The sequence below is a fragment of the Asticcacaulis sp. genome (genome assembly GCF_051956075.1).
Classification (GTDB): Bacteria; Pseudomonadota; Alphaproteobacteria; order Caulobacterales; family Caulobacteraceae; genus Asticcacaulis.
Genome location: NZ_JBQCGA010000047.1, coordinates 1 through 12,523 on the forward strand (window position 1 = coordinate 1; position 12,523 = coordinate 12,523).

At 64.5% G+C, this 12,523-nt stretch carries 10 protein-coding genes; 4 read left to right on the plus strand and 6 right to left on the minus strand.

The features are described from left to right. Positions 1-197 precede the first annotated feature (197 nt). Both ACTHLA_RS11905 and ACTHLA_RS11910 read right to left on the minus strand, forming a co-directional pair. The gene (locus ACTHLA_RS11905; protein ID WP_440189289.1) at positions 198-884 is read right to left on the minus strand and encodes a peptidylprolyl isomerase; all 687 of its coding nucleotides are present in this window, start codon (positions 882-884) and stop codon (positions 198-200) included. A 76-nt stretch (positions 885-960) separates the two neighbouring features. Continuing rightward, on the minus strand, positions 961-2,238 hold the full coding sequence (locus ACTHLA_RS11910) for a serine hydrolase domain-containing protein (RefSeq protein ID WP_440189292.1): 1,278 nt from the start codon (positions 2,236-2,238) through the stop codon (positions 961-963). 212 nt (positions 2,239-2,450) lie between these two features. Here ACTHLA_RS11910 and mutT point away from each other — a divergent pair, with 212 nt between their 5' ends. Beyond that, a complete protein-coding gene (mutT, locus tag ACTHLA_RS11915) occupies positions 2,451-2,849 on the plus strand; it encodes an 8-oxo-dGTP diphosphatase MutT (RefSeq protein ID WP_440189295.1) in 399 nt (132 codons plus the stop codon). On the opposite strand, the gene ACTHLA_RS11920 is transcribed toward mutT, so the two are convergent. Then, positions 2,842-3,090: a hypothetical protein gene (locus tag ACTHLA_RS11920; RefSeq protein WP_440189298.1), complete on the minus strand. Its 249-nt coding sequence runs from the start codon at positions 3,088-3,090 to the stop codon at positions 2,842-2,844. The genes mutT and ACTHLA_RS11920 overlap by 8 nt on opposite strands. A 39-nt stretch (positions 3,091-3,129) precedes the next feature. Beyond that, positions 3,130-3,342: a hypothetical protein gene (locus ACTHLA_RS11925; RefSeq protein WP_440189301.1), complete on the minus strand. Its 213-nt coding sequence runs from the start codon at positions 3,340-3,342 to the stop codon at positions 3,130-3,132. Between the two features lie 256 nt (positions 3,343-3,598). Here ACTHLA_RS11925 and ACTHLA_RS11930 point away from each other — a divergent pair, with 256 nt between their 5' ends. Next, a complete protein-coding gene (locus ACTHLA_RS11930) occupies positions 3,599-4,213 on the plus strand; it encodes a TetR/AcrR family transcriptional regulator (RefSeq protein ID WP_440189304.1) in 615 nt (204 codons plus the stop codon). A gap of 72 nt (positions 4,214-4,285) precedes the next feature. On the opposite strand, the gene ACTHLA_RS11935 is transcribed toward ACTHLA_RS11930, so the two are convergent. Further along, complete coding sequence (locus ACTHLA_RS11935) at positions 4,286-6,358, minus strand: M13 family metallopeptidase (protein ID WP_440189307.1); 2,073 nt, start codon at positions 6,356-6,358, stop codon at positions 4,286-4,288. Between the two features lie 91 nt (positions 6,359-6,449). Continuing rightward, positions 6,450-8,618, minus strand: coding sequence for a M13 family metallopeptidase (locus ACTHLA_RS11940; RefSeq protein WP_440189310.1), 2,169 nt, complete (start codon positions 8,616-8,618; stop codon positions 6,450-6,452). A 209-nt stretch (positions 8,619-8,827) separates the two neighbouring features. Here ACTHLA_RS11940 and ACTHLA_RS11945 point away from each other — a divergent pair, with 209 nt between their 5' ends. Both ACTHLA_RS11945 and ACTHLA_RS11950 read left to right on the plus strand, forming a co-directional pair. After that, on the plus strand, positions 8,828-10,669 hold the full coding sequence (locus ACTHLA_RS11945) for a cation:proton antiporter domain-containing protein (RefSeq protein WP_440189313.1): 1,842 nt from the start codon (positions 8,828-8,830) through the stop codon (positions 10,667-10,669). A 153-nt stretch (positions 10,670-10,822) separates the two neighbouring features. Further along, complete coding sequence (locus ACTHLA_RS11950) at positions 10,823-12,511, plus strand: methyl-accepting chemotaxis protein (protein WP_440189316.1); 1,689 nt, start codon at positions 10,823-10,825, stop codon at positions 12,509-12,511. Positions 12,512-12,523: the final 12 nt, after the last annotated feature.

Sequence of the window (12,523 nt, forward strand, 5' to 3'; positions counted from 1 at the left end):
CCCCCGGGGGGGGGGCATTTACCCGGCGCCCCCCCAACCTGTGGGGGCTTTATACCCCCCCCCCCCCCCCCCCCCCCGGGGGGGGGGGGGGGGGTTGGCCCACAACCGGACGGCGGGGTGGCTGCCCGTCTGCGCCGTCACCCCTCCACCGCTCCGCGGTCCCCCTCCCCATGAATGGGGAGGAGAGTCTGAGTCTATTATGATGAAGCCGCGTCTGTGTCCGGTTCTTCTGAAATCCGTTCGGCCTTGAGGATCTTGACCGGGTGCAGCAGCATCTGGCCAGCCCAGCCGCCTTGGGGCGGGGTTTTCGGGTCGATTTTGCCGTGCAGGATCTTCTTCACCACATCCATGCCCGCGACGACGTGGCCGAAGGCGGCGTAGCCGAGCTTGTCATCCGAGCCGGACTTGCCCGCGTCCATAAAAGTGTTGTCGCCGACGCACAGCACGAAGTCGGCGGTCGCCGTGCCGGGGGCGAAGCGCGACATGGAGATGGCGCCATTGGTGTGCGACAGGCCGGTCTTACTGGTCGGCTCGTGCGCGATCGGCGGGAAGGTCGGGCCGTTGGCCGTGGCCTGAATGAAGCCGGACGGGCCGGAATCGGCGGCGCGCCAGAAATCGGCGCCGTTCAGCTTGCCCGCATCGACATAGTGCAGGAAGTTGTTGGCGGTAATCGGCGCCTTCTTGGTCTGGAGCTTGATGTCGATATCGCCCAGCTCGGTCTCCAGCCGCACCGTCACGGTTTTGGGCGGCGGCGGAGGGGGCGGAGGCGGCGGAGGGGGAGGCGCGGGCGGCGGCGGAGGCGGCGCTTTTTTCGAGCAGGCGGCGGCGCTGACCGCCACGGCGGCGAGGCCCGAAGTCAGAAAGAGGCGGCGGCTCTTGGTCACGCGATAACTCCCGCAATAGCTCCGATGTCCAGATGTCAAGACCTAGGAAATGGACCGAAGCTTGGCAAGGTGAAACTTAGGCTATGCCGATTTCCTGCATGCCCAGCTTCATGGCCTCGATCCTGAGCCCGCGCTGGGCGGCGGTGAAGCCCGGTACGCCCGTGCCGTCGCTGTTGTAGAGAACGGCCACGGTCAGGCGCTCATGCACGAGGCTGCGCAGGTGGCTGGTATAGCCGTTCAGCCGCCCGCCGTGGGCGATGAAGGGGCGCCCGTCCAGCTTGCCTATGCCCTGACCGAAGCCGTAGTTGAGCTTTTCCGGCCCGACATATTCCCAGGCGGGCGAGCCGTCCTTGAGCAGCATCGGCGTGATCATCTGATTGAGGCTGGCGGCGCGCAGCACCTTGCCGCTGAACAGGGCGCTGTGCCAGCGCGCCAGATCCTCGCTGTTGGAGCGGATGCCGCCTGCGCCGCCCGCAAAGGTCGGCGACACCGGCAGGATGGGATCGAAGCCCGCCGGGATGCGGTAGTTCGGACGATAGCCGTCGCAGCCGTCAAAGGCCGAGCAGCGCTCGTCCATCGCCGTCTGCTGCAGGCCCGCCGGGCCGAACAGATGCGTCTGATAGAAGCTGGCGAGGTTCTGCCCCGACGCGCGCTCGACCACGATGCCGAGCAGGCTGAAGGCGCTGTTGGAATAGAGCCAGCGCACGCCGGGGCGGATGCTGTAGGTCGGATGAACGGCGGCGATGATCTGCAACAGCTCCGGCGAGGTGTAGTCGCGCGTCTGCGCCGCCACCAGCACGCTCTGCGCCTGATGGTTCAGATAGTCGTTCATGCCGGAGGTATGGCTCATCATCTGGGCCAGAGTCACCTGATCGGCCTGCGGGAATTCCGGGATGAAGCGCGCCAGCCTGTCCTGCACGCCGAGCTTGCCCTGCTCCTGCAATTTCAGGATGGCGGCGGCGGTGAACTGCTTGGTCACCGAGGCGATGCGGAAGCCGGTCTGCGGCGTCACCCTGGCGCCCGACTGCATGTCGCCGACGCCGAAGCCTTTGGAATAGAGCATGACGCCGTCGTGCATGACGCTCAGGCTCAGGCCCGGCGTGAAGCGTGTTTTGACCAGTTTCTCGCCCATGGCGTCGAGGCTGGGCCAGTCCTTGAGCGGCGGCGCGGGCGGCCCCTTCGGCGCGGCGGCGGCAATCGTTTCATCGCCAGCCGGGGGCGCAGCCGAATGCGGCGACCCGCGCATCAGCAGCGGCACGGTGGCGGCGCCTGCGGCCAGTCCGGCGGCGATGAAGCCGAAGACGGCGCGGCGGGACGGGCGTTCGGTCGGATCGAAGGGGATGGGTTCGGTCATCAGGCTTCAGGCTACGCGGTTACAAAATAACAGATACATACCCGCAGGACGGCGGCGCGGCAAGCGCGACGCTGGGCGGGAATGAAGGGCGGAAACGTCCAGAGCGCGCCGGAACGGTTAAGAAAGGGTTGTTAAATGTGGAAATTCGATGGCGGCGCGGTCACGAATATGGGATCAGATCGCGTGCCTTTATTCGCTCCCGGAGTTTCAGCATGAAAATGCTTCTTGTCGTCGCCGCCGCGCTGATCGACGATGACGGGCGCGTGCTGATCGCCCAGCGCCCGGAGGGCAAGCAACTGGCGGGATTATGGGAGTTTCCGGGCGGCAAGGTCGAGCCGGGCGAGACGCCGGAGGACGCGCTGATCCGCGAATTGCATGAGGAGTTGGGCATTTCGGTGAAGAAGGCGTGTCTGGCGCCGTTCGTCTTCGCCTCGCACAGCTATGACGATTTTCACCTGCTGATGCCGCTCTATCTGATCCGGCGCTGGGAGGGCGAACCGGAGCGGCGCGAACACGGCGCGCTGAAATGGGTGCGGCCCAATGCGATGCGCGACTATCCGATGCCGCCGGCGGACCTGCCGCTGGTCGCCTATCTGCAGGATTTTATCTGATCCTGTCTCGCCGCTTCACGCGCCGACCGACGCCCAGGGCCATGCCGCCCAGCTTGAGCAAGAGCGCGACGACGATGACGCCCAGCACAACCCAGCCGCGCCAGCCGCGGAGCAGGTCCGGCAGGGACAGGGGCGCGCTGGCTCCGGCGGGAGTCGGCGCATAGAGGGCGATGCCGATCAAGCCGCCTAAGGTGAGCAGCAGCACGACAAATCCGGTCAGGACAAACCAGCGTCCCTTCATTCTCTAACCCTTCTGGCTCTCACCCTTCTGGCTTTCACCCTACTGAAAATGCGTCAGGTCCATGGCGCGGCGCATCTCGCCGCCGCGGCTGGCGCCGTCGGTCGGATGATAATGCAGAAATGTGGGCAAATCATTGGCGGCGGCGGCGGTTTTCAGCGCGTCCTGCGCATGCGCCTGCGTCAGGCCCGCTATGGCGAACACGGCGCCGATCAGCGCCAAGGTGGTGATCAGCGAATAGACAAAGCATTTCATCACACATCTCCCATGATCATGACAGCGGCGGATGGGCGAAGACGACAACGCGCCTTCGCCCGCTGCGTCCCCCGCCCCCCGTCTAAGCGTCCCTGCGGCGGCCTATCTCTCCGCCGCAGGGTCTTTGAGGTGTGAAACGGCTTTCATAGTCGAGGCGAATGATGCTATGAACGCCGTTCACAATTGTGATGTACGCCAAATTTGAACGACGTTCAATATAAAAATGAACATAGTTCAAAATAAAGTGAGTCTTGCCATGTCCGATACGCCCGCGCCCTCCAAACTCGAACTGCGCCGTGAAAAGCAGATGGAGGCCCTTTTGGCCGCCGCAGAGGCGCGGGTGCGCCAGGACGGCGTCGCCAGCCTGAAGGCGCGCGATCTGGCCGCCGATATCGGCGTGGCCCTGGGCGGGCTTTACAATATCGTCGCCGATATGGACGATCTGATGCTCAGAGTGAATTCGCGCACCCTGGCGCGGCTGGGCTTGGCGGCGGCGCAGGCGGCGGATGAGTTGCCGATGACGACCCGCGCTGAGGCGCTCGACCGACTGGTGACGGTGGCGCAGACCTATCTGCGCTTCGCCCGTTCGGACCTGAAGCTGTGGCGTATGCTGTTCGAGACGCATGTGACGTCAAGCGTGCCCGCCTGGGCCAATGAGGATCAGTTGCGCCTGTTCCGCCATATCGCCGAACCGCTCAGCGTCATCCTGCCGGACCTGTCGCCGGAGGCGCTCACCGTGCGCGCCCGCACCCTGTTCGCCGCCGTGCATGGCGTGGTGATGCTGGGTCTGGAGGAGCGTCTGGTCGCCGTGCCGCTCGACCGGCTGGACAGCGAGATCGACTGGCTGACCCGTGCGGCGTGCGGCGCATAATTAAAAAAGCGCACCCGGCCTGAACCGGGAGCGCTTTGCAAACTTACGGGTCCAGGGTCATTATGACCCTGGTTACCAGATGCGGACGCGGTCGGCGGGCGCGACATAGTACTTATCGCCCGGCTTGACGTCGAAGGCGGCATACCACGCATCGACATTGCGCATCGGGCCGATGACGCGGAAGGCGTAAGGCGAGTGAACGTCCGAGACGAGCAGCATTTTCAGCGTGTCGTCGCGGATCTTGCCGCGCCAGGACTGAGCGTAGGAGATCAGCAGGCGCTGATCGCCGGTCAGGCCGTCGATGACGGGCGCGGGCTTGCCCCTCAAGGCGATATGGTAGGCGTCGAGCCCGATCAGCACGCCGCCGAGATCGGCGATGTTTTCGCCCAGCGTCTGGTCGCCCTTGATGTGCAGGCCGGGCAGAGGCTCGAACTGGTCAAACTGCTCGGCGTATTTTTTCGCCTCAGTGTCGAAGCGGGCCGAATCGGCGTCGGTCCACCAGTCGACCAGCTTGCCGTCGCCGTCGAAATGGCGGCCTTCGTCGTCGAAGCCGTGGGTGATTTCATGGCCGATGGTCGAGGCGCCGATGCCGCCATAATTGACCGCCATATCGGCCTTGGGATCGAAGAAGGGCGGTTGCAGCTCGGCGGCGGGCAGGACGATCTCGTTCTTCGACGGATCGTAATAGGCGTTGACGGTTTGCGGAGTCATGTCCCATTCGAGCGGATCGACTGGCTTGTCGAGCTTGGACAGCTCGTAATTCCAGTCGAAGCGGCTGGCGCGGCGCACATCGCCAAACAGGTCGTCGGGCGTCACCTCTAACGCGCTGTAATCGCGCCATTTGTCGGGATAGCCGATCTTGGCGTTGATCTTACTGAGCTTTTCCAGCGCCTTGGCCTTGGTTTCCGGCGACATCCAACTGACGTTTTCGATCCGGCCTTTCAGGGCCATTTCGAAATTGCCGACGATCTCCTTGACCTGCGCCTTCGATTCCGGCGGGAAGTAGAGCTTCACATAGTCGCGGCCCAAGGCCATGCCGAGTTCGCCCTCGACCAGACCGATGGCGCGTTTCCAGCGCGGACGCTGCTCGGTGGCGCCGCGAAGCGTATGGCTGCGGAATTCCCATTGCGCATCGACAAAGCGCTTGGACAGATAGGGCGCGGCCTGCTCGATGGTCTTGAACGCCTGCCAGGCTTTGAGCGTCTCCAGCGGCGTGGCGTCATAGACCTTGGCGATCTGCGGGAAGGCGCTCTTTTCGCCGACCACCACCATCGAGGCGTGATCAAGACCCGCCGCCTTGAAATAGGGCTGCCAGCCGAAACCGGGCGCGAAGCTGGCCAGATCCGCCTCGCTCATCGGATTATAGGTGGCGATCGGGTCGCGGCGCTGGGCGCGCGTCCAGCTCACCTTGGCCAGCTCGGTCTCGAAGGCGACAATTTCGCCAGCGTTCTTGTCGGCGTCGGGATAGCCGGCCATGCTCAGCATCTGGGCGACATAAGCCTGATAGGCTTTCAGCTTGTCGGCGTAGGCGGCTTCCAGATAGTAGTCGCGGTCGGGCAGGCCAAGACCGGACTGACCGGCGTAAAGCACATTCAGCTTCGGGTTCTTGGCGTAGGCGGCGATATAGGTTCCGAACACGCTCGAACCGAAATCGCCTGAGGTTTCGCCCATATAGGCCGCCATTTCGTCCTTGCTGGATATGGCTGCGATCTTCGCCAGCAGCGGCTGCAACGGCGCCGCGTCCAGCTTTTCAACTGCATCGGCGTTCATCATGGCGTTGTAAAGGGCGGCGATTTTCGCGTCGTCGCCGGTCAGGTTCTTTTGTGCGGCCAGATCTTCGACGATCGAGCGCGAACGCTTTTCCGACAGGTCTTCGAGGTCTTCATTGACCCCGGCGGAACTGCGGTCGGCGGGGATGACCATGGCCGCATCGGCCTTGCCGTTGACGTAATCGAAGAAGTTGTCGCCGGGCTTGACCGCCTTGTCCATGCCGGTCAGGTCGAGGCCGTAGGTTCCGAAATGCGGCGTCGCCAGCTCCGGGCTGTTAAGCGGCAGGGCCTTGTCCTGCGCCTTGTCTTCGGCATGAACCGCCAGCGGCAGCAGGGTCAGGGCTGTGGTGACGGCGAGGAATGTGGCGATGCGCATGTGCGGCCTCGAAAAAGGGACGCTCTCATTAAAAGGCCCCGCCTGAGCGAGTCAGGCGGGGCGGACTTGAAAGATTCAGATCGCCACTGGCTTACCAGATGCGGACGCGGTCTTCCGGCGCGATATAATACTTGTCGCCCGGCTTGACGTCGAAGGCCGCGTACCAGGCGTCGATATTGCGCACCGGACCGATGACGCGGAAGACGGCGGGCGAGTGCGGGTCGGTCGCGACCTGCAGCTTGAGCGCGTCGAGACGGTATTTGGAGCGCCACACCTGCGCGAAGCCCATGAAGACACGCTGATCGCCGGTGAAGCCATCGAGCGTCGGTGAGGTTTCCCCCTTGTCCTTCAGGTACAGGTGATAACCGTCCAGACCCAGCAGGTTGCCGCCGAGGTCGGCGATGTTCTCGCCCATGGTCAGGCCGCCCTGAACGTGGAAGCCCGGCGCGACTTCGAACTGGTCGTATTGCTCGCCATATTTCTTGGCCTGAGCGTCGAACTTTTCGGCGTCCTCTGCGGTCCACCACTCGGTCAGCTTGCCGTCGCCGTCATAGTGGCGGCCTTCGTCGTCGAAGCCGTGGGTGATTTCGTGGCCGATCACGCCGCCGATGCCGCCGAAATTGACCGCCATATCGGCCTTCGGATCGAAGAAGGGCGGTTGCAGGATGGCGGCGGGGAAGACGATCTCGTTACCGGTCGGATTATAGTAGGCGTTGACGGTTTGCGGCGTCATGCCCCATTCGCTCTTGTCGACCGGCTTGTCCAGCTTGGCCAAATCGCGGTTCCAGTTATAGATGCTGGCGCGCTCGACATTGCCGACCAGATCGTCGGGCTTCAGGGTCAGTTTGGAATAGTCGCGCCACTTGTCGGGATAGCCGATCTTGACCGTGTATTTCGACAGCTTCTCCAGCGCCTTGGCCTTGGTCTCCGGGCTCATCCAGGTCAGGTTTTCGATGCGGGCCTTGAGCGCGACGCGCAGGTCGCCGACCAGCTCCAGCATCTTGGCCTTGGATTCGGCGGGGAAGTAGGCGTTGACGTAATCGCGGCCCAGCGCGAAGCCCATTTCGGAATTGGCGACGCTGATGGCGCGCTTCCAGCGCGGTTGCTGCGCCTGGGCGCCCGCGAGGTCGTGCGAGCGGAACTGCCATTGCGCATCAGCGAAGCGCTTGGACAGATAGGGCGCCGCCTGGTCGATGGTGCGGAAGGTCTCCCACGCCTTGATCGTGTCCAGCGGCGTCGCGTCATAGACCTTGGCGATGCCCTGGATGGCGGTGTTTTCGTTCAGCACGATCTTCTTCGCCCTGGCCACGCCTGCGTTCGAGAAGAAGACCGGCCAGTCGAAGCCCGGCGCATAGGTCGATACCTTGGCCAGGGTCATCGGATTATAGGTCTTGGTGTCGTCGCGGCGCTCGATATTGGTCCAGCTCGTCTTGGCGATTTGCGTTTCCATCGCTACGATGTCGTGCGCCGCCTTCTTGGCGTCAGGATAGCCGGTCTTGCCGAGCATGTCGGCGATATAGGCCTCATACTTGGCCAGCTTGTCGGCGTATTTGGCGTCGAGATAGAAGTCGCGGTTCGGCAAGCCCAGGCCCGCCTGCCCCATCGACAGCACGTTCATCGTCGGGTTCTTCGCATCGGCGTCCACGCCCATATTGAAGAAGGCCGAGCCGAAGCCCGCCGAGGTCTTGCCCATATAGGCGGCCATCTGCGCCTTGGTTTTGATCGCGGCGATGGCGTTCAGCTTGCCTTCAATCGGCTGGAAATCAAGCTTTTCGGCGCGCGCCTCGTCCATCATGGCCTTGTAAGAGGCGGCGATCTTGGCATCGTCGCCGGACAGGTTCTTCTGGGCGGCCAGACCGGTGATGATGGCCTGCGAGCGCGCTTCGGACAGCTCGAACAGCTTGACGAAGGCGCCATAGGAGGTGCGGTCGGCGGGGATGACCATGTTCTTGGTCGCCGTGCCATTGACATAGTCGTAGAAGTTGTCGCCCGGCTTGACCGACGTATCCATGCCGGTCAGGTCGATGCCCCACGTCCCGTAGTGCGGCGTCTCGGTCGAAGGCGTATCCGCCCCGACCGGCATGGCGTCGAGGAAGGTCTCGGCATTGGCCGGAATAATGCCGTCCAGACTGTCGAGGCTCAACATCTTGCAGCCATCATCGATACAATGCACGGCGGCGGCGGCGGGCAGCGCGGCGGCCATCAGGGCGAAGCCGCCGCTCAGGGCGGTGGCGGCGATCAGCAGGCGGGAAAGCTTCATATCATCATCCTGAACGACAGATCAGTCCGTGTAAGGAACTGATAAAAAATGTAACCATGTAACGTCTAAGCGGCAAAACGCCGTTTGAAAACATTAATTTTTCGTCATGTTGCCCGTAATAGCTGCGGATAAGGGCTTTCGCGCATCGCGCTCAGACCCCATAGTTCCCAAAAGTGTTCCCGACAATTGTTCCAAGGAAAACCGGCCTGATGTCCGCCGCCGCGCCCGCCGAAAAACTGACCACCCTGGCCACCGAGGCGATCCGCAACGCGTCGCAGGACTATTACGTCTTCATCATCGTCTTCCTGCTGGCCTCGGCGCTCATTGTACCGCTGGCGCAGCGCTTCAAGGTGTCGGGCGTGCTGGGCTTTCTGCTGGTCGGGGTGCTGATGGGGCCGGACGCGCTGGGACGGCTCAGCCATTACCTGCCGGGTCTAGACGCCTTTTCGATGATCCGCACCCACGCCGTGCATCGGTTGGCGGAGCTGGGCGTGGTGTTTCTGCTGTTCTCCATCGGTCTGGAGCTGACCTTCGAGCGTCTGAAGGCGATGCGGCGTCTGGTGCTGGGGCTGGGCGCGTCGCAGATCGTGCTGTCCTCCGTTGCGCTGGCCGCGGTGTTCTTCGTCATGGGCCGCTCACTGGTCGGCTCGACCCTTCTGGGCATGGCGCTGGCCCTGTCCTCGACGGCGGTGATCATTCCGGTGCTGGCCGACCGCAAGGCGCTGAATTCTGCGTCGGGCCGCAGCGTGTTCGCCGTGCTGCTGGCGCAGGACGTGGCCGTGGCGCCGATCATGGTGACGGTGATGATCCTGACAACGGCGCCCGGCGGTCAGGGCGTCGGCGCGCAGGGCCTGCTGGCGCTGATCCCGGCCCTGATCGGCATGGGCGTGCTGATCCTGGCCGGGCGCTGGCTGTTGCGCCCTTTGTTCAACACCGTCGCCCTGTCCGGCAGCCGCGAACTGTTCATGGCGGCCAGCCTGCTGGTCATCCTGGTCGCCGGTCAGGTGGCGACCATGACCGGCATGTCGATGGCGCTGGGCGCCTTCGTGGCGGGCGTGCTGCTGGCTGAAACCGAGTACCGACGCGAGATCGAGGTGATGATCGAGCCGTTCAAGGGCCTGCTGCTGGGCCTGTTCTTCGTTACCGTCGGCGCAAGGCTCGACTTTGACACGGTGATGGCGCAGCCGGTTCTGGTGCTGGGTCTGGCCGCGGGGCTGATCGCGTTGAAATTCGCGCTCATCTTCCCGTTAGCCAGAGGATTCGGCCTGTCCACGCCGCGCGCCATCGAGACGGCGGCGGTGCTGGGGCCGGCGGGCGAATTCGCCTATGTCATCATCGACGAAGCCATCAACCGCCACGTCGTGCCCGCAGCCTTCGGCCACGCCGTCATCCTGTCGGCCACCCTGTCCCTGTTCAGCGTGCCGCTGCTGGCCATGCTGTCGGCCCGCGCAGCGGCGCGCTTCGACCGCCAGCGCGACGCGCCGCCGACCGAGGCGCCGGAAGTGGTCGGCGACGCCGATCCGGTCATTATTGTCGGCTTTGGCCGCGTCGGCGAACTGGTCGCCGATATGCTCAAGGCGCACGATATTGCCTTCACCGTGGTCGATTTCAACCCGCAGGTCACCAAGCGCGCCCGCGCGCGCGGCCTTGAGGCGTGGTATGGCAACGCCAGCGTGCCGGACTTCCTGACGCGGCTCGGCCTGCAGCGCGCGCGCGCCGTGGTGGTCACCGTCTCGAACGCGGGCTTCACCGAAAACGTGGTGCGCACGGTGCGCGGGATGCGCGACGACGTGCATATCATCGCCCGCGCCCGCGACGCCCAGCACGCTCAGACCCTTTACAAACTCGGCGCCACCGACGCCGTGCCGGAGACCATCGAAGCGTCGCTGCAACTGGCGGAAAACACGCTGATCGACCTCGGCGTGCCGATGGGGCTGGTGCTGGCCAGCGTCCACGAACAGCGCGACGTCTTCCGCCGTCAGTTCGGTTCGCGCGACGGCCAGCATGAGGCGGGCGCCCTGCGCGGGCGTCGTCTGGCCAAAGGCGCCTAGGACGACCTGTAGCCGGTTGCCGGACGGCGCTGGTAGCGCTATCTCGGTTAACAGAAAATTTCTGTTTGCCCCCCTAACCTGCTGCCCAAATCACAAAAAACGGTCGGATTCACGGCCAATAAACGGGACGAAACGGCTTGGGAGGCAAGGGCCATGCTGTCTAAATTCGCGCAGTCGATTCAGGGCAAGATCGCTCTGGCGTTCGGCTTTCTGATGCTGGTGTCGCTGGCGACCGGCGCTTTTTCGATCGCCAAGCTGAACGAAGTGTCAAAGATCAGCGCACGCCTGTCGGACGAGACCGCCGCCGTGTCGGTGCTGGGCGATCTGGCGCGCACCAGCCAGACCCTGAGCGTCGGCTCGCTGCTCGAACACTTCGCACAGGACGAGACCATCCGCCAGACCTATGCGCAAGCGGGCGCCGAGGCGCGCTCGGCCTTCGCCAAGAGCTGGAGCCAGTATTCCGATATGGTTTCGGGCGCGACGGAGACCGCCAAGGCCGCGAACCTGCGCAAGGCGTGGCAGCATTTTCTGGCCGTGCAGGAGGAGGTCGCCGATCTCGACAAGGCGGGGCTGCATGACGAGGCGACCGGCGTGCTGATGAACGACCTGCAACAGGAGGGCGCGCGTTTCTACGCCGCCGTGCGCGACGTGCAGACCTATCGTCAGGGCCAGGCCGAGGCCGCCAAGGCGCAGGCCACGCGCGTCAATGCCTCGGCGCGCTTCTGGATTCTGGCCGCCATGGGCTCGTTGACCGCCGTATGCGTGCTGACCGGCTGGCTTTTGAGCGTCGGCATTTCGCGTCCGCTGGCCCGCCTGACCGCCGCCATGCTGAGACTGGCCGCGCAGGACATGACCACCGCCATTCCCGATACGCAGCGCAAGGACGAGATCGGCGGCATGGCGCGCTCCTTGCAGATCTTCCGTGAAAAAATGACCGAGGCCGAAAGCTTGCGCGCCGGTCAGGCCGAGGCCGAGGCGCAGATGCAGGCGCGTCGGCGACAGGAGATCGCCCGCGTCGCCGACGATTTCGAGACGACCGTGGGCGGCATCGTCACCCTGGTCTCCGCCGCCGCCAGCCAGTTGCAGGCCTCGGCGCAATCCCTGTCCGCCGCGGCTGAAGAAACCTCCGCCCAGTCCGCCGCCGTCGAAAACGGCGCGCGTCAGGCCGCCGACAATGTCCGTTCGGTCGCCGCCGCCATCGAGGAACTGGCCGCCTCGGCGCGGCAGGTCGGCTCGGACGTGGCGCGCTCCAGCCAGATCAGCAACGCCGCCGTGCAGCAGGCGGGCCGCACCCGCGCCAGCATGGACGCACTGGGCGAGGACGCGCAATCGGTCGAGTCGGTGGTCGGCGTGATCAGCGACATCGCCTCGCAGACCAATCTTCTGGCGCTCAACGCCACCATCGAAGCTGCGCGCGCAGGCGATGCGGGCAAGGGCTTCGCGGTCGTGGCCTCCGAGGTCAAGGGGCTGGCCGACCAGACCGCCAAATCGACCACCACCATCAATGTCTCGATTGCGAAAATGCAGGCCTCGACCCAACAGGCGGCGGGCGAGATTTCCGGCATCGAACAGACCATATCGGAAGTGGACGCCATCGCCGCCGCCATCGCCGGGGCGGTGACGCAGCAGGAGGCGACCACCTCCGAAATCGCCCGCAACATCCATGAGGTGTCGCAGAACACCTCCGAGGTCACCAGCAATATCAACGGCGTCACCAACGCCGCGCGCGAATCCAGTCAGGGCGCCATGCAGGTCCTGAGCGCCGCCAGCGATCTGGCGCAGCAATCCGAAGCGCTCAAGGGCGAGGTCGAGCGCTTCCTGTCACGCGTGCGCGCGGCCTGATCGGGAGAGGTT